This window comes from Desulfuromonas acetexigens, assembly GCF_900111775.1.
In the GTDB taxonomy this organism is placed as follows: Bacteria; Desulfobacterota; Desulfuromonadia; order Desulfuromonadales; family Trichloromonadaceae; genus Trichloromonas; species Trichloromonas acetexigens.
Window position 1 is genome coordinate 33,212 of sequence record NZ_FOJJ01000040.1, and the last position, 17,469, is coordinate 50,680.

Annotated in this window: 20 protein-coding genes and 1 tRNA gene; 9 read left to right on the plus strand and 12 right to left on the minus strand. The window is 61.9% G+C overall.

Annotated features, from left to right (window positions below):
- The first annotated feature begins 14 nt into the window (after positions 1-14).
- Complete coding sequence (locus tag BQ4888_RS15825; protein ID WP_092058436.1) at positions 15-1,400, plus strand: tetrathionate reductase family octaheme c-type cytochrome; 1,386 nt, start codon at positions 15-17, stop codon at positions 1,398-1,400.
- 88 nt (positions 1,401-1,488) lie between these two features.
- Here the strand turns inward: BQ4888_RS15825 and BQ4888_RS15830 are convergent, their stop codons facing one another.
- From BQ4888_RS15830 to BQ4888_RS15845, 4 genes are all read right to left on the minus strand, one after another.
- Positions 1,489-2,580, minus strand: a complete 1,092-nt coding sequence (locus tag BQ4888_RS15830) for an AAA family ATPase (protein WP_092058438.1) — start codon at positions 2,578-2,580, stop codon at positions 1,489-1,491.
- A gap of 161 nt (positions 2,581-2,741) precedes the next feature.
- Positions 2,742-2,816, minus strand: a tRNA-Val gene (locus tag BQ4888_RS15835).
- Between the two features lie 80 nt (positions 2,817-2,896).
- On the minus strand, positions 2,897-3,334 hold the full coding sequence (locus BQ4888_RS15840; RefSeq protein ID WP_092058440.1) for a PilZ domain-containing protein: 438 nt from the start codon (positions 3,332-3,334) through the stop codon (positions 2,897-2,899).
- Between the two features lie 173 nt (positions 3,335-3,507).
- The gene (locus tag BQ4888_RS15845) at positions 3,508-4,071 is read right to left on the minus strand and encodes an elongation factor P (RefSeq protein WP_092058442.1); all 564 of its coding nucleotides are present in this window, start codon (positions 4,069-4,071) and stop codon (positions 3,508-3,510) included.
- A gap of 178 nt (positions 4,072-4,249) precedes the next feature.
- Between BQ4888_RS15845 and efp the strand changes: the two genes are divergently transcribed.
- Both efp and BQ4888_RS15855 read left to right on the plus strand, forming a co-directional pair.
- Positions 4,250-4,813 carry an elongation factor P gene (efp, locus tag BQ4888_RS15850; RefSeq protein WP_092058444.1) on the plus strand — a complete coding sequence of 188 codons (564 nt, stop codon included), beginning with the start codon at positions 4,250-4,252 and terminating at the stop codon, positions 4,811-4,813.
- A 1-nt stretch (position 4,814) separates the two neighbouring features.
- Positions 4,815-5,714 carry an EF-P lysine aminoacylase GenX gene (locus BQ4888_RS15855; RefSeq protein ID WP_092058446.1) on the plus strand — a complete coding sequence of 300 codons (900 nt, stop codon included), beginning with the start codon at positions 4,815-4,817 and terminating at the stop codon, positions 5,712-5,714.
- 76 nt (positions 5,715-5,790) lie between these two features.
- Here the strand turns inward: BQ4888_RS15855 and BQ4888_RS15860 are convergent, their stop codons facing one another.
- The 6 genes from BQ4888_RS15860 to BQ4888_RS15885 form a co-directional block, all read right to left on the minus strand.
- Positions 5,791-6,834 (minus strand): KamA family radical SAM protein, encoded by a 1,044-nt coding sequence (locus BQ4888_RS15860; RefSeq protein ID WP_092058448.1) that lies wholly within the window; start codon positions 6,832-6,834, stop codon positions 5,791-5,793.
- Positions 6,835-7,032: 198 nt separating this feature from the next.
- Positions 7,033-8,625 carry a B12-binding domain-containing radical SAM protein gene (locus tag BQ4888_RS15865; RefSeq protein ID WP_092058450.1) on the minus strand — a complete coding sequence of 531 codons (1,593 nt, stop codon included), beginning with the start codon at positions 8,623-8,625 and terminating at the stop codon, positions 7,033-7,035.
- A complete protein-coding gene (locus tag BQ4888_RS15870) occupies positions 8,626-9,054 on the minus strand; it encodes a MauE/DoxX family redox-associated membrane protein (RefSeq protein WP_092058452.1) in 429 nt (142 codons plus the stop codon).
- A complete protein-coding gene (locus BQ4888_RS15875; protein WP_170232909.1) occupies positions 9,051-9,545 on the minus strand; it encodes a rhodanese-like domain-containing protein in 495 nt (164 codons plus the stop codon). The genes BQ4888_RS15870 and BQ4888_RS15875 overlap by 4 nt, the downstream gene beginning before the upstream one ends.
- A 28-nt stretch (positions 9,546-9,573) precedes the next feature.
- Positions 9,574-9,765 carry a SlyX family protein gene (locus BQ4888_RS15880; RefSeq protein WP_092058456.1) on the minus strand — a complete coding sequence of 64 codons (192 nt, stop codon included), beginning with the start codon at positions 9,763-9,765 and terminating at the stop codon, positions 9,574-9,576.
- 3 nt (positions 9,766-9,768) lie between these two features.
- Entirely contained in the window at positions 9,769-10,113 is a 345-nt protein-coding gene (locus BQ4888_RS15885; protein WP_240746369.1) for a peptide chain release factor-like protein, read from the minus strand.
- 110 nt (positions 10,114-10,223) lie between these two features.
- Here BQ4888_RS15885 and BQ4888_RS15890 point away from each other — a divergent pair, with 110 nt between their 5' ends.
- Together BQ4888_RS15890 and def are read left to right on the plus strand one after the other, a co-directional pair.
- Complete coding sequence (locus BQ4888_RS15890; RefSeq protein ID WP_092058458.1) at positions 10,224-10,763, plus strand: glycine cleavage system transcriptional repressor; 540 nt, start codon at positions 10,224-10,226, stop codon at positions 10,761-10,763.
- A gap of 3 nt (positions 10,764-10,766) precedes the next feature.
- Positions 10,767-11,267, plus strand: a complete 501-nt coding sequence (def, locus tag BQ4888_RS15895) for a peptide deformylase (protein ID WP_092058460.1) — start codon at positions 10,767-10,769, stop codon at positions 11,265-11,267.
- Between the two features lie 9 nt (positions 11,268-11,276).
- Here def and hemG read toward each other — a convergent pair whose 3' ends face one another.
- Both hemG and BQ4888_RS15905 read right to left on the minus strand, forming a co-directional pair.
- Entirely contained in the window at positions 11,277-12,683 is a 1,407-nt protein-coding gene (hemG, locus tag BQ4888_RS15900) for a protoporphyrinogen oxidase (RefSeq protein ID WP_092058462.1), read from the minus strand.
- Positions 12,684-12,742: 59 nt separating this feature from the next.
- Positions 12,743-13,270, minus strand: a complete 528-nt coding sequence (locus BQ4888_RS15905; RefSeq protein WP_140396689.1) for an SHOCT domain-containing protein — start codon at positions 13,268-13,270, stop codon at positions 12,743-12,745.
- 190 nt (positions 13,271-13,460) lie between these two features.
- Between BQ4888_RS15905 and BQ4888_RS15910 the strand changes: the two genes are divergently transcribed.
- The 4 genes from BQ4888_RS15910 to BQ4888_RS15925 all read left to right on the plus strand — a co-directional run bounded on the left by BQ4888_RS15910 (position 13,461) and on the right by BQ4888_RS15925 (position 17,446).
- Positions 13,461-14,615 carry an MFS transporter gene (locus BQ4888_RS15910; protein ID WP_092058466.1) on the plus strand — a complete coding sequence of 385 codons (1,155 nt, stop codon included), beginning with the start codon at positions 13,461-13,463 and terminating at the stop codon, positions 14,613-14,615.
- 60 nt (positions 14,616-14,675) lie between these two features.
- Positions 14,676-15,569, plus strand: coding sequence for a DnaJ C-terminal domain-containing protein (locus BQ4888_RS15915; RefSeq protein WP_092058468.1), 894 nt, complete (start codon positions 14,676-14,678; stop codon positions 15,567-15,569).
- Positions 15,570-15,899: 330 nt separating this feature from the next.
- The gene (locus BQ4888_RS15920; RefSeq protein WP_092058470.1) at positions 15,900-16,154 is read left to right on the plus strand and encodes a helix-turn-helix domain-containing protein; all 255 of its coding nucleotides are present in this window, start codon (positions 15,900-15,902) and stop codon (positions 16,152-16,154) included.
- Positions 16,154-17,446: a HipA domain-containing protein gene (locus BQ4888_RS15925; RefSeq protein WP_092058472.1), complete on the plus strand. Its 1,293-nt coding sequence runs from the start codon at positions 16,154-16,156 to the stop codon at positions 17,444-17,446. Before BQ4888_RS15920 ends, BQ4888_RS15925 begins: the two co-directional genes overlap by 1 nt.
- Positions 17,447-17,469 lie beyond the last annotated feature (23 nt).

Consider the following 17,469-nt stretch of genomic DNA (forward strand, 5'->3'; position numbering starts at 1 on the left):
CCACGGAGGAATGGATGAGGAACGTCAAATTGCCACACACCCTGCTACTGGCCCTGACTTTTGTTGCGGCGACTGCCACGGCGGCCTTTGCCACCGATCACAGCGAGTTTTTCGACAAGCCCTTCAAGAGCGGGCCGGAAGTGACGGCCAAATGCCTCGAGTGTCATGAAGATGCCGCCACCGAGGTGATGAAGTCGAGCCACTGGACCTGGTCGGCCCCCCAGGAAATCGACGGCAAAAAAGTCAATCGCGGCAAAACGAATGCGATCAACAATTTCTGCGTTTCAGTCAACGCCAACTGGCCGCGCTGCACCAGTTGTCACATCGGCTACGGCTGGAAAGACGCCTCTTTCGATTTCACCAAGGCCGAAAACATCGACTGCCTGGTCTGCCACGACACCACCGGTTCCTATAAAAAGACCGCGACCGGCGCCGGGCATCCCGATGAAGCTGTCGATCTGATGTATGTCGCCCGCAACGTCGGTGCACCCAAGCGGGAAAACTGCGGCAGCTGTCACTTCTTCGGCGGCGGCGGCGACGCCGTGAAGCACGGCGATCTCGATTCGAGCATGGAATATCCCGAGAAGTCCGTGGATGTGCACATGGCCGCCGACGGCAACGATTTCACCTGCCAGACCTGCCATGAGACCTCCGGGCATCACATCACCGGCAACGCCATGGTCGTCTCCCCGGGCAACGCGTCGCACATCGGCTGCGAAAAATGCCACACCGAAGCGCCGCACAAGGAAAGCGTCCTCAACCAGCACGGCGCGGCAGTCGCCTGCCAGACCTGCCATATTCCCGTCTTCGCCAAGGAAGAGGCGACGAAAACGTCCTGGGACTGGTCGACGGCGGGGAAGGATTTCAAGGAAGAGAAGGACGAGTACGGCCGCTCGACCTACACCAAGGCCAAAGGGCATTTCACCTGGGGCAAGAAGATCGTTCCCACCTATGCCTGGTATAACGGTTCGGCCGGCGCCTACCTCCTTGGCGACAAAATGGATCCTAGCAAGGAAACCTTGCTGAGCTACCCGAAAGGGGAGATCACCGACGCCAAGGCGAAGATCTTCCCGTTCAAGGTCCATACCGGTAAGCAGCCCTACGATAAAAAGCACAACATCCTGATTACCCCCAAGGTCTTCGGCGACGACGGTTTCTGGAAGACCTACGATTGGGACCAGGCCGCCAAACTCGGCATGGCCGCGAGCAATCTCCCCTTCAGCGGGGACATCGGCTTCGCCGAAACCAAGATGTACTGGGCCATCAACCACATGGTTTCGCCCAAGGAAGAGGCACTCGGTTGCCTCGACTGCCACGGCGACCAGGCACGCATGGACTGGAAGGCTCTGGGCTACGAAGGCGACCCCCTGCGCACCGGCAAAAGCCGCGCGGAGAAGTAACGCCGTCGAAAAATCCGGCTTGCAGACAAAAAAACGGCCTCCCGAAATGGGGGGCCGTTTTTTTGTGCCGGGAAAAAACCAAGCGAAGTTACAAAAGGGCGTCGATGGCGGCAAAGTCGATCTCCGTTTCGGAGAGGGATTTGATCAGATCGATCTTTTCCCGGTCTTCGACGGTAATCTTGGAAACGTCGCTGGTGACCCGCAGAAAGGCCTCGGAGTTGGTCATCTCCGTGCGAATGTAGGGGACATGGCTGTCGTCGAGAATCTTCTGGGTGATCGCCTGCACCGGCGCCAGCCCGGGGATGACCAGACCGGCGATCTTTTTGCGGTACTCGGGCAGCTTGTAGAGCGAGGCGAGCATCACCATTAGTTCATCGCGGGAGCTGTTGACCATCACCAGACTCGAATCCTTGAGCAGATCGGCGACGCGCTGGGCTGAGGCGGCGCCCAACTGCACATGGTGGGCGATACGGGTCGCCTCACGCAGATCACCGCGCAAGGGGGCGTCAAGAATCTTGGCGATGCGCAACAAGGTCGGGTTGGCGAGCACCGGCGAATAGTTGAAGCCGCCGTCGACACGGAAGGGCTGGGGGCCGAAAGCACGGCGCAGGTAATCGAGGCTGGATTGGCGCTTGCTCGGAATGAGCTTGTTGAGCAGCACCAGCTTGACCTCCACCTGCTCCTGGCGGAAGAGAGCCAGGTTGAGGCTCACCGAGTCAAAGGTATTACCGATACCGCCGCCGGCGATAATCATCACCGGCGCCTGTACCTCCTTGGCGATACGGGCGTTGCTCATGCCGATCACCGAACCGACGCCGCTGTGTCCGGAGCCTTCGATTACCAGAAAATCGCAGCGCTTTTCCAACTCCGCCACGGCGTTGCGAATATCGGCGAGGAAAGCATCGGCGGAGAGTTCCCCATCGAGAACGCGGCGGGTCGAATCGCCGTGCAACACCACCGGCGACATGAAATCGAGATCATCGGTCAACTCGAAAACCCCGGCCATCAGCGCGGCATCCTTGTCCATGGTCCGCCCCTGAAAGACCGTCGGCTTGGGACCGAAGGGCTTGATGAAGCCGACCTTCCCGTATTTCTGTTTCGCCAGATGGATAAGGGAAATGCTGGTGGTGGTCTTGCCTGAATTCTGTCCGGTCGAAGCGATAAAGATTTTCTTGGCCATAAAAGCGATCCTTTGGGATATCGACAGGGTTAATTCAATAACATCGGTTCACTGTGCGAACCTTCCGGCCTTAAAAACCCATAGAGTATACCCGATATAACCCCAGAAACGGAAAAAGACACCCGCGAAGGTGTCTTTTGTAGTTTCCAGCCTGATTCAGCTGGTAGGCACGGGCGGGATTGAACCGCCGACCCCTACCGTGTCAAGGTAGTGCTCTCCCACTGAGCTACGTGCCTGTTCCAACTGTAAAGGCGGCCTTTATATCGAAGACGGCAGCGCCTGTCAACTCTTTTCTGACGCGACCGCGGCGAGCTCATTAATCCGCCGTTCCGCCGAGAGTCCGCAGAAAAATCCGGTCCTCCTGCGAAATTTCGGTAAACATGATGCCCATGCCGGGGACCGTCTGGGCTTCGCTTTCCTTTGTCCCCGACAGCGACCATACGACCCGGGCCTTGACCTTTATTTCCCGCGACCTCGGTCCCAGGATCGTCATCGAGAAAAGTTGGCCCAATTCCAGGGGCGGGTCGAGACAGATAAAGAGCCCCGAGGGGGAGGCATTGCCCGTCACCCCCTGGCGGGTGCCGGTACGCGTCTCGATCGAAACCGGCCAGTGGACGTCACCGCGAGGAAACTTCCGCGCATCCTTCACCGAGGCCTCCGCCGTGCGCCGTGCGGCCTTCCGCCGCTGCAGGGCCAGCCACACAAGCAAAACCACGCCCCAGAAAACCGGAAGAATCCAAACGAAATCGAGCATAACAACTCACAAAATAATGTTTTAAACCGACCCCAATGGCCGTTTATACAACAGCCGGACGATCGGCGCAAAGGGTTAAATCGCCCTCAAGCAAAGTCAGCAGGATAAATGCAAAAAGCGGAACACCCTGTGGGAGCTCCGCCCTTTTTGCTGCCAATATTTCCACCGGGGAATTACGCCCGCGAGACGAAACGCCCTTCACGGGTATCGACCTTGATGCGTTCCCCGGTTTCGAGGTAGCCCGGTACCTGAATACGCAGACCGGTTTCGAGCAGGGCTTCCTTGGTCTGGGCGGTGGCGGTGGCGTTTTTGATCGCCGGGGCGGTTTCGGTGACGTTCAGTTCCACGATCATCGGCGGATCGATGCTCACCACCCGCCCCTGAAAGACGCCGAGTTGCACATCGGCCCCTTCGAGCAGATAGCCCTGAATCGGCTCGAACAGTTCCTCGCCGATCTCGTACTGCTCGTAGTTTTCCAGATCCATAAAGACGCCGCCGTCGCCGGAAGGATAAAGGAACTGGCCCTTGCGCCGCTCGAAATCGGCCTCGTCGACCTTGTCGCCGGCCTTGAAGGTCTTCTCCAGCACCTGGGCGGTGAGCAGGTTGCGGTACTTGGCTTTGACCAGGGTGTTGCCGCCCCGGGCCGAGGGGGACTGGGTCGTGTAGTCGAGAATGAGGCAGGGGGCGTTGTCGAGCTGGATCACCAGTCCGCGCTTGAAATCGGCAGTCGTAAGCATGATGGGAAAATCTCCTTGACGAGGGGGCTTTATAAAAACGGGCGCAAGAAATTAGCACAAAATGGGGGAGAGAGACAATCGCCAATCGCGAATTTTTCCATGACAAAGGCCTTGCCCCTGTGCTTTAATATGCCCCTTTTGGCAACCAATCCCATTCTCACATAGAAGGAGCTCCACCATGTACACCTGCGCCGATCTGAAAAAAGGGCTTAAGCTGATGGTCGACGGCGAGCCTTACGTTATCACCCAATTCGACTTCACCAAGCCCGGCAAGGGGCAGGCTCTTTACAAGTGCAAGATGCGCAACATGATCACCGGCAACATCTACGACCGCACCTACCGCTCGGGCGAGAGCTTCGAGCCGGCGGCCCTGGAAGACCGAGAGATGCAATACCTCTACCAGGACGACAGCGGCTACGTCTTTATGGACACGAAGAATTACGAGCAGGTATCCCTGAGCGAAGAGACCCTGGGGGACGATCATTACTTTCTCAAAGACAATATGGAAGTGAAGATCCTGCTCTTCAACGGCCGGGGCATCGGCATCACCCTCCCCAACTTTGTCAACCTGCGCGTCACCCACGCCGATCCCTGGGTCAAAGGCGACACCGCCGCCGGCAACAACAAACCGGCGACCGTCGAGAGCGGCTACAACCTGGCCGTGCCCTCCTTCGTCGAAACTGACGACCTGATCCAGATCGACACCCGCACCGGCGAATACGTGACCCGGGTCAAGGAATAAGATGGAACCCAACTGGGCCCTGGCCAGAAAACGGCCCACCCTGGAAAAACGTGCCCGGATCGTGCAGACGATCCGGGCCTTTTTCGTGGCCGGGGATTTTCTCGAAGTGGAGACGCCGCACCGGATTCCCGGCAACGCCCCGGAGCTACACATCGACGCCTTGGCCTGCGACGACGGCTTTCTGCACACCAGCCCCGAACTGTGCATGAAGCGCCTGCTCGCCGCCGGCTACCCCCGCCTCTTCCAGATCTGTCGCTGCTGGCGCCAGGGGGAGCGAGGCCGCCGCCATCTCCCCGAATACACCATGCTCGAATGGTATCGCAGCGGCTGCGACTACCGGGCGCTGATGGACGATTGCGAAGCGCTCTTCGCCAGCCTCTGCCCGGAAGGGCAACTGGCCGGAATCGATCTGACCTCGCCCTGGGAGCGACTGACCGTCGCCGAGGCCTTCACCCGCTACGGTTCGCTGCCCCTGGACGAGGCCCTGGCGACGGAGCGTTTCGACGAAATCATCGCCCTCGAAATCGAACCGCGCTTAGGAACCGAACGCCCGACCTTCCTCCTCGACTATCCCGCGACCCACGCCGCCCTCGCCCGACGCAAGCCCGAGAATCCGCAACTGGCGGAGCGCTTCGAGCTCTATATCCAAGGGATGGAGCTGGCCAACGCCTTTTCTGAACTGACCGACCCCGACGAGCAGCGCCGCCGCTTCGAGCAGGAAGAAGCCGAGCGCCGCCGCCTCGGCAAAACCCCCTATCCCACCCCCGAAAAATTCCTCTCCGAACTCGCCCTCCTCCCCGAAGCCGCCGGCATTGCCCTCGGCGTCGACCGCCTGGTCATGCTCCTCACCGGCGCCCAAACCATCGACGAAGTCGTCGCCTTCACCCCGGAAGATCTGTAAATCTCCCCAAAGCCCCCCCGCGCCCCCTGAACGACTCAGGGCGAGACTCCCGCCTCGCCCTGCTCGTAACCCCTCGTTATCCCCGCACCTCCGGAAAGCGAATGCGCCCACCCTCCGGCGTGCGCACCCAGACTTCATCCCCCATCCGTTGCACATAGTCGGGGCAGACCGGCACCTTGCCCTTGCCGCCGGGCAGGTCGATGACGTACTGGGGGATGGCCAAACCCGAAAGGGTGCCGCGCAGCGATTCGAGGATGGCGACGCCGTCGGCGATGGCGGTACGGAAGTGGCCGGTGCCCCGGGTCAGATCCATATGATGGAGATAATAAGGTCGCACTCGGATTTTCAGCAGCCCGCGAAAGAGTTCGCGCAGCACTTCGGGGTCGTCGTTCACCCCCTTGAGCAGCACCGTCTGATTGCCGAGCTGCACCCCGGCGTCGGCGAGCCGGGCGCAGGCCTCGGCCGCCTCGGGGGTGATTTCCCGTGGATGGTTGAAGTGGGTATTGAGATAGAGGGGACAGCAGCACCGCAGCAGCGCACAGAGGCGCTCGGTGATGCGCTCCGGCAACATCACCGGCACCCGGCTGCCGATGCGAACCAGGTCGAGATGGGGGATACGGCTCAGGCCGTCGAGAATCTCCTTGAGCAGCAGATCGGACATCAGTAGCGGATCGCCGCCGGAGAGGATGACGTCGCGAATTTGCGGGGTGCGGGCAATATAGTCGAGCCCGGCGCGAACATCCCCCATGGTCACGCGCATCGTCGCGCAGCCGACCTTGCGCTTGCGGGTGCAGAAGCGGCAATAGCCGGCGCAGGTGCCGGAAACGAGAAAGAGGGCGCGATCGGGATAACGATGAACCAGATGGGGAACGGGGGAAAGGGATTCCTCGGCCAGGGGGTCTTCCGGTTGATCGAGATCGTCCAACTCCCGGGGATCGGGAACGCACTGCCGCCAGATCGGGTCGCCGACCGCGCGGATCAGGCGGAAATAATGGGGGGTGATGCGCATGGGGTAGCGCTCCACCACCAGGGCGAGAGTGGCGACATCCACAGGAAAATGGGCGGCCAACTGCTCGGGAGTGGTCAGGCTCTGCGCCAGATTTTTTTGCCAGTCTTCCATGAACGGATCAAACTTTCATGTAAGGGCGCAGCATGCTGCGCCCCTTGTGGAATGGGCCTCAATGTAACGATTCAAGAGGATTTCGCGGTAGGGGCGACCCATGGGTCGCCCGGGTTCAATATGCGTATCGCGTAGCCATGTAAGGGCGCAGCATGCTGCGCCCTTACGATTAAAATCGACCCACTATCACAACGCCCCTCAACCATTGAACAGAAAGGCATGGTTCGAGGTGAAGCCGGATGGAACGCGGTTGACGGCGGCGCGGATGATGGGCGAGCCGAGGAGCTGCCTGTGCAGGAAGCGCCGGGCTTCGCTCCGTCCCCAACCGGTGGATGAAACAAAGGAGCGATAGAGCCCCAAAGGGGCATCCTCGGCCAGTGGCGCCGAGGCGGCAATGCCGGCGGCGGCCGGGTCGGCAAGCAGCTGCGACTCGCGGGGGAGGTTCATGATCGCAATATTGAGATAGTCGATCATCTCCCCCTGCGCTTCGAGAAAATGCAGGGTCCGTTCCGCATCCTCTTCCGTCTCGCCGGGGGTGCCGAGCATGACATAGACGTAGGTGCGAATCCCCGCCCCATGAAGATTCTCCAGCATCCGCGCCACCTGTTCGACGCGGGTGCCCTTTTGCAGCCGGTCGAGCACCGCCTGCGAGCCGCTCTCCAGCCCCAGCTGCAGCATGCGGCAGCCGCTCACGGCCAGTTTTTGAACAAAATCGCGATCGAGCAGTTCCTGCTCGAAACGAACGAAGCCGTGCCAGCCGAGTCCGGCCATGGCCTGCGGCTGGGCGGCCAACTCCTGTAAGATACCGACTGGCAGGGCATTGTCGGTGAGATGAAAATGGTGGACGCCGTAGCGCGTGGCCAGCCCCCGCAGCAGTTTGACGAAGGCGCCGGGGTAAGCGCCGTAGGGGTGGGTCGGCGAGGCCGCTTCCGGGCAGAAGAGGCAGCGTCGCCAGTAGCAGCCTCGGCTGGCGCTCACCGGCAGCACCGGCACCGGGGAGAGATAGGCGGCGAGATCCGCGAAACTGAAATCGGGCGCGAAGGCGAGGGCCGCGCCATCTTCGAGAAAATAGTCCGCGCCGACCCGCCCTTCGGCGAGGGCGTTGAGACTCGCCTCGCCGGGGCCGAAAACGATGCGCGAAAAGGCGGAAAAACGGAGATTCTGTTCCCGGAGCAGGCTCCGCCAGGAACTGAACAGGCCGCCGCCGCCGACTACCGGAATGTCGGGGAAGACGCGACGCAACAATCCGGCCAGGGCGAAGGCCGGCAGCGCCTGATGCAGATAGTTGACGGAAATGGCGAGCAGACGCGGTGCCGCTGCGGAAATCCGGGGGAGGAGTACCTCCCGAAAATAGTCGTCAAAGAGCGTTCCGACCTCCCCCCGGGAGCCCCGCTCCAGATCGGCCGGGACGAACTCGGAAAGACCGCCGTGACGGTAATCGCCGAGGCTGTAACGCTCGTCGCCGGCGGCGCCGCGATAGGCCGAGAGGGCCCCATCGAGGTGGTGGACGGCACTTTGGTAGCGGTCAAAGAGGACGCAGGCGGCGGGGGAGCGAAGCAAGGCCAGGGAGCGAGCGGCATGCTTGACCGCCCGGCGCAACGCCGTCGGTGGGTTGGCTCCGGCGGCGCGGCGCAAGCGGTCTTCATCAAGCAGAAAAAGGCAGGCGTCGAGATTGGCGTCGATGGCGTCGGCCGTCAGGCCCTGGGAGCGCAGATGGCCGAGGAGCACCGCCAGTCCCAGGGGGGGCTCGCTGGGCTTGCCCGCCGGCGGGTTGATCAGCAGCACATCCACTTAGGACTTCGACATTCTCCCCGACAGACGCAGGGTCACCAGGGCCGGAATGAGCAGGAAGGCATCGCGCAGCAGGGCGATCCCGGCGGAGGTATGGCCTTGGCCGGGGTTGAAACAGCCGCAGTCGATATCGAGCCCCCGCGCCAGAACGGTGGTCAAGGCGACTATGAAGACCAGGGTCAGCCCGGTCAGAACCAGCGCCGCCGGCCGCACCTTACGGTTGCAGAGAAGAAGCAGCGCGGCCACCGTCTCCACGTAGGGGAGAGTCGCCGCCACCAGATAGTTCCAGGCATAGGGAAGGAGCTGATAATTGGCGACGTCACGGGCAAAGACGACGACATCGGCGGATTTGACGATGCCGGCATAGAGGTAGACCCCGCCCAGGGCCAATCGACAGAAGTGATAGAAATAGGTACCGGCGCGGCTCATGGCGCCTCCTTTTCCACCGGCAGCCCGGCATCCCGCCACTCGGGGAAGCCCCCTTCGTACACCCGCACGTCGAGGTAGCCTTCGGCCAGCAACCGTTCGCCGAGATCGAAGGAGTCGGGGCAGCCGAAACCGCTGCAATAGAGAATCAGTGTCGTATCTTTCGGCACCCGCTCGAGAAATTCCGGCAACATCTGCTCATATTCCCCAATGGGAAAGACGAAGGCTTTGGGCAGATGCCCTTCGGCGTACACTTCGGCGGCTCGGGCATCGACCGCCAAGGCGCCACCCGCCAGAAGTTCGCGGACTTCCTCCAACATCACCGGCAGGGGAAATGCCTGGAACTCCACGGTGGATTGCACCCCTTCGCCGCTGGAAGACGGCGCCGCGACTGTGCTCAGACGACCGGCAAAGGCATCCAGCACCACCCGTGCATTGAAGGAAAGGCCGAGCACCACGCCGATCGCGAAAATCACGCCGGCCTCAATTACCATGGTCCGGATTCCCGGGATCATAAACACCTCATTCGTCCGGGGACTCGATCATGCCGGGCGCAAGCGACCCAAGCATCTCGCGATAGTGCACCAGTTCCCGCTCCAGCCGAGCGATCCGCTGGGCGCTTTCGGCGACCACCAGATTCAGTTCCTCCAGCATCCGCCCCTGATGGGTGTAGCGGATTTCCAGTTCATCGACTCGTTGCCGCAATTCATCCATGTCCTATTCCTCGCTCCGCACGGTTGTTCTACGGATTTTCTTGATGGCGGCCTGGCGTTTTTTCCCCTCCAGCCGCCGTTCCCGGGAAGCCCGGGTCGGGTTGGTCGCCACCCGCTGTTTGCGCCGCCGGCGCAGGGCGAGCAACCGCTCGCGCAGGCGCGCCAGGGCGGTCTGGCGATTGGTCAGCTGCGAACGGGATTCCGTGGCGGTGACGATAATGCCGCTGGGCAGATGCTGGATACGCACCGCCGATTCGGTCTTGTTCTTCTTCTGTCCGCCCGGTCCGGAGGACTTGAAGTAGCTGATGACCAGATCTTTTTCCTCGTACACAGGGGTTTCGTCCGTCACTTCGACCCTCCCGCTGGCAATTTTTCGGGATCCATGCTAGAAGAAAAGACTTCACAGGACAAGCCTTCGTCGACTTTAACCGGCCCCCATCCCCTTTTCACGGAGACGCCATGAGCCATTTCGCCCTGACCATCATCGGCCGCGACCGCGCCGGCATCGTTTCGCAAGTCACCGAAATCCTCTACCATCTCGGCTGCAACATCGCCGACTCCAGCTCGTCGATCCTGGGCGGCCAGTTCTCCATGATCCTCATCATCTCCAATCCGGAGATCAAGGACAAGAGCGATTTTGGCGATGCCTTCGCCCCCCTGGAGGAGAGCGGGCTGTCGGTCTTCATCCGCGCCCTCAAGCCGGGCGGCGAACAGCGCCCACAACTGCCCGGCGAAATCTGCCTGATCTCCGTCTACGGCGCCGACAAACCGGGGATCGTCTACCGCGTCGCCAAGGAACTCGGCGACCGCCAGGTCAACATCACCGACCTCAACACCAAGCTGATCGGCACGGAAGCCCGTCCGGTCTACGTGATGATGCTCGAAGTGGTGCTGCCGGCCGACTTGGAAGAAGCTGAGCTGAAAGAGATCATGAACCGCCTGAAAGGGGAGCTGCACGTGGACATCTCGGTCCGCTCCATCACCCCGGTGGAGCTCTGATTCATGGCTGTACAAGAGATACTGACCTACCCCGATCCCCGGCTTAAAACCGTCTGCGCCCCCGTCGCGGAACTGGACGACGTGCAATCATTGATACAGGATCTCATCGACACCATGGTCGCTGCCGGTCACTCGGTGGGAGTGGCCGCGCCACAGATCGGCGACTGCCGCCGAGTGGTGGTGGTCGATGTCTCCCACAGCAAGCTCGGCAAGGAGAACAACCATGGCCTGATGGTCATGGTCAATCCGGAAATCCTCGAACGGGAAGGCTGCGAAACGATGCGCGAGGGGTGCATGAGCGTCCCCGACTTCACCGGCAACGTGACGCGCGCGCAGAATATCCTCGTCCAGTTCACCGACCGCGAGGGGCAGGACAAGGTGTTCCGCGCCAGCGGCTTCGAGGCGGTCGCCATCCAGCACGAACTCGATCACCTCGACGGCATGCTCTTTCTCGACCGCGTTTCCAACCTCAAGACCGACGTCTTCCGCCGCAAAAACCGCTGAGCCTCAGCATCACTTTCGCCGCAGCAGGGGCAGCACCTTGGCCGCCGCCTGGTTCGAAGCGTTGACGCAGTCGTTGAGGCCGACGCCGTAGAAGGAATTGCCGGTGAAGACCAGCCCCGGACAGGCGGCCAGGCGCTCGTCCAGCGCCGCCAGGCGCCGAGCGTGGCCGACGGTGTACTGGGGAATCGCCTGTTCGTGGCGGAAGATGCGCACGAAATCGGGCGCGACGGTGATCCCCATAATTTCCTTGAGATCGACCATCACCCGGGACTTGACCTCCTCCTCACTCAGGGCGATGGCGTTAGGATTGGTCGCCCCGCCCATCATCGAACGCAGCAGCACCTTGCCCGCCGGGGCCCGGTTGGGGAAGATGCTCGAATCCCAGAGGGTGCCGAGAATCGATTTGCCTTCCTTCTTGGGAATGAGATAGCCGAAACCATCGAGGTCGCGGGCGATCTTCTCCCGCTCGTAGCCGAAGCAGACCACGTTCATCGGCGCGTAGGGAATCGCCCGCAGGATCTCACTCATCCCCCCATCGAGTTCCTCCACCATCCCCGCCAGGGCATGGGCGGGGGCGGCGCTGACGACGATTTCCGCGTCGACGCTGCCACCATCGGCCAGCTTCAGTTCGAAGCCGTCGGCCTTTTTAACGATCGCAACCACCCCCGCGCCGGTACGGACCTCGCCGGCCAGAGCGGCGGCCGTGCGGTCGGTCAACTCCTGAATCCCGCCGGTGAAGGAGGTCAGTACCCCGCCGGGACCGGCCGCGCTCGCCACCACCTTCCCCGCCTTGCGTTCCTCCCGTTTCTTTTTGGCCATCTTGGCCATCGCCTTGAGCAGACCGCCGTATTCCCGCTCCAGCTGATAGATGCGGGGAAAGCAGCTTTTCAGACTCATCGTTTCCGGGTCGCCGGCGAAGATGCCGGAGACCATCGGCGCGATCAACTTGTCGAGGGCCTCGGCGCCGAGCCGACGGCGACCGAAGTCGGCGAGGGTCTCGTCGCTGTCGCCGGTGGCGGTGGGAACCAACAGCTCCCCGGCCAGACGCACTTTGCCGGGCCAGGAGATGAGCTTGGATTTCAGGAAGGAGGGGCCATTTTCCGGCAGCCGGTGCAGTTCGGCGCCCGAATAGATGAAGCGCTTGCGGGCGTTGTCGTCGGAGCGCAGCAGGCGCTCGCGGATGCCGAGCTTGTCGCACAGCTCCAGGGTCATCGGCTTGCTGTCGAGAAAGCCGTTGGGGCCCCACTCGCAGAGAAATCCCTCTTCCTGAATGCTCAACACCTTGCCGCCGGTGCGCTCTTTCTTTTCGAGCACCACCGTGCTCACTTCCAGACCTTCGGCCTGGGCTTCCTGTTCGATGGCATAGGCAACGGAAAGGCCGGAAATTCCGGCCCCGATAATCGCAACGCGGGTCATGTCGACGCTCCTCGGAAAAAGGCCGCCCTTCGTCCCCTCTCGGGATTCGGGAAGGCGGGTCAGGGATTGATGATGGGCATCGTCGGGTCGGCAAGGAGCTCGTTCTTCAGCCGACCGAATTCTTCGGGGCTGATCAGCCCCTGATCGAGCAGGCGCACCAGTTGGTCGAGACGACGCAGGCGCTGGGCTTCGGGATCTTCGAGCTGCATCACCGGCACCCGATCGAGCAGGATCGGTTCCGCCGGGTTGCCGCTCGCCACCGGCTGCCCCAGCCGCAACGAGGCGACGCCGCCGAAGAGCTTGACCTCCACCGCCCGATCACGAAAGACCGGATCGCTGAGGACCTCGCGGAGTTTTTCGGCGTTCTTGCGGAACTTGCGAAAAAAGAGGTAGCCGGAGAGGAGGATCAGGGCGAAGCCGCCGCCGAGAATCCAGGGCATGTATTCGACCACCCCCCGGAAAAAGACGACCGCCACCGCCACCAGCACCAGCAGCAACACATGCAGCAGCAGGACCAGGTAGGCGACCATGACCCCGCTGAACAAGCCCTTGTCTTCTTTCTTCTTTTCTGGCTTTTCACTCTTCATAAAAGTCGTTTTTCGGCTCCGTGAGCGGCCCGCTTGGGCCGGGTTAAAATCGCGCACCAGCATAACATCATTCCCGGGCATTCGCCAAGGTGTACTTGGTCTGCACCGGCGGTCTTGGCTATTGACGGCGGCGGAGGCAAGGCCTATAAAGAGTGGCCGAACACGGCTTTTCCTGAGGATTGCACTGCGTATGCTCTACACCCCCGCTTTCGTGGCCATGTTCCTGGCCAACTTTTGCACCGTCTCGAGCTTCGGCGCCTTCTATCTCTTCCCCCTCTTCATCACCGAGCATGGCGGCGACAAAAGCGACATCGGCCTGATCATGGGGGGCTTCGCCCTCGCCTCGGCCCTCTGCCGCCCCTGGGTGGCGGACATGATCGACCGACTGGGGCGCAAAAAGAGCTATCTCATCGGCTGCCTGATCATGGCCGTCATGCCCCTCTTCTATCTGACCTTCGCCGGAAATCTGGCGGGCTTCTACTTGCCGCTCCTCGTTGTGCGCATCGTCCACGGCGTCGGCCTGGCCATCTGCTTCACCGCCATCTTCACCTTCGTCGCCGACATCATCCCCCCGGGACGGCTCAACGAAGGGATCGGCATCTTCGGCGCCTCGGGGCTGATCGGTACGGCCATCGGCCCGCTGATCGGTGAAATCGTCCTGCGCCGCTACGGTTTCGACGCCTTCTTCATCGCCGCCGGCCTGCCCGCCCTGGTCGCCCTGCTCATCACCCTGAGCCTCGCCGATACCTACGCCCCTCGGGAAGAGCAACCCGGGCCCGGCTTCTTTACCCTGCTCGGGCGGCGCAAGCACCTCGCCATCGCCCTGCTCTCGCTGCTCTTCGGCTTCGGCCTGGCGGCCTCGGGCAACTTCGTCGCCCCCCTCGCCCAGGCGCGAAACCTGCCCCTCGTCTCCCTCTACTTCATCGCCTACTCGACTGCCGCCGTCCTCATCCGTCTGGTCGGGGGGCGTCTGGCGGACCGCATCGGCGAGGGTCGCATCCTTCCCTACGCCCTGGTGATCACCGCTGGCGGCCTGCTCGCCTTGATCTTCGTCGAAAGCGGTCCGGCCTTTTTCGCCGCCGGCTTTCTCGCCGGCGCCGGACACGGGCTGCTCTTTCCCACCCTCAACGCCCTGGCGCTGCGCGACGAACCGGCCCAGAATCGGGGCAAGATCACCGGCATCTTCACCGGCGGCATCGACACCGGCGCCTTCGCCGGGGCCGTGATTCTCGGTTACCTCGGCGAATGGGGCGGGCTCGAACTGATCTTCGCCATTGGCGGCGGCGCCCTCCTCTCGGGCCTGGCCTTGGCCCGCCCGAACCAGCAAAGGCGCGGCGCCCCTTGACGCGAGCCCGCGCCGTCACTATATTGTCAACGCATTTGCGCCCCAACCAGGAGAGAACCAATGGCCAAGGATTACTATGCCCAGCTCGGCGTGAAAAAAGACGCCTCAGCGGATGAGATCAAAAAAGCCTACCGCAAGCTGGCGCTGAAATATCACCCCGACAAAAACCCCGACGATAAAAAGGCCGAGGAAAAATTCAAGGAGATCACCGAGGCTTACGCCGTCCTCTCCGATCCCGAGAAGAAGCGCCAGTACGATCAGTTCGGCGAATCGGGCTTTCATCAGCGCTTCAGCCAGGAAGACATCTATCGAAACTTCGACGTGGGCGATCTCTTCCGGGAATTCGGCCTGGGGGATAACGACATCTTCGGCCACCTCTTCGGCGGTGGCGGTCGGCGCAGCACTTTCGGCGGCGGCACCTCCCGCAGCCGCGTGGTCAAGGGACAGGATTTCGTCATGCGCCTGCCCATCCCCTTCCGCCTCGCCGTCCTCGGCGGGGAGCGTCGCGTCGATTACCGCCGCGACGGCACGGTCGAGCAGCTACAAGTGCGGATTCCCGCCGGAGTCGAAAACGGCCAACGCCTGCGCGTCGCCGGCAAGGGGGGCAGCAGCCCCATGGGCGGCACGGCGGGCGACCTCTTTCTGGAAATCGAAGTCGAAGCCGATTCGGTCTTCAGCCGCGAGGGGGACAACCTGCACGTGCGCCTGGAAATCCCCTTCACCGGCGCCTGTCTCGGCACCACGGTGGACGTGCCGACCCTCGACGGTCCCAAACGCGTCAAAGTCCCCCCCGGCATCGCCGCCGGCGGCAAGATCCGCCTTGCCGGGTTCGGCGTCCCCCGCTCCAGCGGCGCCAAGGGCGACCTCTACGCCACCATCGACGTAACCGTCCCCAAACAGTTGACCGAAAAACAGAAAGAACTGCTCGAAGCCTTGAAAAAAGCCGGGCTGTAAACAACGAGGGGGGGGACGCAAGCGTCCCCCCTCTTTCGTCGGGCAACCAGGCGCCATCTGTCCGAGCGCCCACAACGGCTCCGACACCTCCCGCTCTCTACTTCCCCGCCCGGCATCTTGATCCCCGCCCATGATCGGCCCTTTCGCTCGCGCCGATCCCCACCCAACCTTATTCGCCAACAACAACGACAATAAATACTGTCTCAATAGTATTTATTGTCGTTCAAAACCCCTCAGGTCTTTTTATACTGCCCGGGCGATATTTAATGCTTGACGAACGTATCTCCATATCATAAATACTGCTTAAATAGTATTTTGATGGAGAGACAAATGCCCAAAACGATCAAGCCGATGCCTACTCCCGAGCAGAGCGGACCACTCGATGCCGAAACCCTGGGCAAGTTCATACGTGCCCGCCGGACCCAATCGGGGCTGGGAATACACGAAGCGGCGGCATTTTGCGGAGTCGCCGTCGATACCCTGACCAAGATCGAGACGGCCAGGGGCGACGTCAAGCTCTCCAGCATCCTGACGGTCTGCCGCATGCTCGGCATCCGTCTCATGGTTGAGCCCTGGGAGGGATAATGGCGCAGACCCTCTCCGTATTTCTGAATCGCGAGCCGCTCGGCCGGCTGACCCTTGAGGGAAAGGACGATCGCTACGGGCTGGAGTACGCCACGACTTGGCTCGACGGCCAGGGGTATGCCGTATCGCCGCACCTGCAACCGGGGGCGTGTGGATCCGAGCAGGTGAAGCGCTTTCTCGCCAACCTCTTGCCGGAAGGAAAGTGGCTGGAAGAACTTTCGGTCGACCACCAGATTTCGAAGGGCAATATCTTTGGCCTGATTGCCTTGCTTGGCGCGGAGACGACCGGCGCGCTGACTTTTCGCTATGACGGCGGCGAGAAACCTCGACCGACCGCATTCCGCAAAGTCGGCGCCGGGGAATTGACGGAGCGGATCGCTCAGCGCCAACATCTCTCCATCGCCACCTGGGACGGCAAACCCCGCCTTTCCATCGCCGGCGTACAGGACAAGCTGCCGATCCTGATCCGGCCCGACGGCAGCATGGGGTTCGGCGAGGGGGAGCTGGCATCGACGCATATCCTGAAGTTCGGTCGGCGGCCCGACATGCACATGATGATCAACGAGTTTCTCTGCATGAAACTGGCGGAACTGGTCAAGCTGCCGGTCGCCGGGGTCTCGCTCCGACGTTTCGGCGAACCGGTTCTGGTCGTCGAGCGGTTCGACCGGCGCCGGCTTGGGGACAGGGTCGACCGGCTGCATCTGATCGACGGCTGCCAGATGCTCGATCTGCCGCCGACCTACAAGTACGAACGCCCTTTCGGCAAGTCCGGCGAAGGAGCCCGCATCCGCACCGGCGCCAGTCTGCCGAAGCTCTTTGCCGCCTGTCGCGACTGCCGCGTTCCGGCCTTGGCCATCCGCGATCTGTTGAACTGGACGCTGTTCCAGTTGCTGATCGGCAACAGCGACGCGCACGGCAAGAACATTTCGTTCTTCGTCGGCAAGGCGGGGCTCGACCTGGCGCCGAGCTACGACCTGTTGAACATCGACATCTATGGGGATGAGTTCGAGCGGGACCTGGCCATGGCCGTCGGCGACGAGTTCAGCGCCGAGAAGGTTCTACCCTATGACCTGGCGGAATTCTGCGATACCTGCCGGCTGCCGCCGCGCCAGGTGGCGACCCGTCTGAAAAATCTCGGCACGGCGATCCTGAAGCGCATGGAAGATTTGCCGTTGGGGAATGATTGGAGCACGGAAGAAAAGGATTTTGCCCGAGAGCTGATCGAAAAGATCAAAGGGAATGCCGGACGTTTTCTGGAGATTGCCGAAGAGCTGCCGCAGGTCAGGCTTTGATTCGGGCGATTTTTCGTAAAAAA

Bases quoted from the DNA above. Each gene is read 5' to 3' on its own strand.
- BQ4888_RS15880 (WP_092058456.1), bottom strand. From the start codon at position 9,765: ATGGATGAATTGCGGCAACGAGTCGATGAACTGGAAATCCGCTACACC.
- BQ4888_RS15925 (WP_092058472.1), top strand. From the start codon at position 16,154: ATGGCGCAGACCCTCTCCGTATTTCTGAATCGCGAGCCGCTCGGCCGG.
- BQ4888_RS15920 (WP_092058470.1), top strand. From the start codon at position 15,900: ATGCCCAAAACGATCAAGCCGATGCCTACTCCCGAGCAGAGCGGACCA.
- BQ4888_RS15870 (WP_092058452.1), bottom strand. From the start codon at position 9,054: ATGAGCCGCGCCGGTACCTATTTCTATCACTTCTGTCGATTGGCCCTG.
- BQ4888_RS15855 (WP_092058446.1), top strand. From the start codon at position 4,815: ATGGAACCCAACTGGGCCCTGGCCAGAAAACGGCCCACCCTGGAAAAA.
- BQ4888_RS15860 (WP_092058448.1), bottom strand. From the start codon at position 6,834: ATGGAAGACTGGCAAAAAAATCTGGCGCAGAGCCTGACCACTCCCGAG.
- def (WP_092058460.1), top strand. From the start codon at position 10,767: ATGGCTGTACAAGAGATACTGACCTACCCCGATCCCCGGCTTAAAACC.
- BQ4888_RS15825 (WP_092058436.1), top strand. From the start codon at position 15: ATGAGGAACGTCAAATTGCCACACACCCTGCTACTGGCCCTGACTTTT.
- BQ4888_RS15910 (WP_092058466.1), top strand. From the start codon at position 13,461: ATGCTCTACACCCCCGCTTTCGTGGCCATGTTCCTGGCCAACTTTTGC.
- BQ4888_RS15915 (WP_092058468.1), top strand. From the start codon at position 14,676: ATGGCCAAGGATTACTATGCCCAGCTCGGCGTGAAAAAAGACGCCTCA.
- BQ4888_RS15875 (WP_170232909.1), bottom strand. From the start codon at position 9,545: ATGGTAATTGAGGCCGGCGTGATTTTCGCGATCGGCGTGGTGCTCGGC.
- BQ4888_RS15845 (WP_092058442.1), bottom strand. From the start codon at position 4,071: ATGCTTACGACTGCCGATTTCAAGCGCGGACTGGTGATCCAGCTCGAC.
- BQ4888_RS15905 (WP_140396689.1), bottom strand. From the start codon at position 13,270: ATGAAGAGTGAAAAGCCAGAAAAGAAGAAAGAAGACAAGGGCTTGTTC.
- BQ4888_RS15830 (WP_092058438.1), bottom strand. From the start codon at position 2,580: ATGGCCAAGAAAATCTTTATCGCTTCGACCGGACAGAATTCAGGCAAG.
- BQ4888_RS15890 (WP_092058458.1), top strand. From the start codon at position 10,224: ATGAGCCATTTCGCCCTGACCATCATCGGCCGCGACCGCGCCGGCATC.
- BQ4888_RS15840 (WP_092058440.1), bottom strand. From the start codon at position 3,334: ATGCTCGATTTCGTTTGGATTCTTCCGGTTTTCTGGGGCGTGGTTTTG.
- efp (WP_092058444.1), top strand. From the start codon at position 4,250: ATGTACACCTGCGCCGATCTGAAAAAAGGGCTTAAGCTGATGGTCGAC.
- hemG (WP_092058462.1), bottom strand. From the start codon at position 12,683: ATGACCCGCGTTGCGATTATCGGGGCCGGAATTTCCGGCCTTTCCGTT.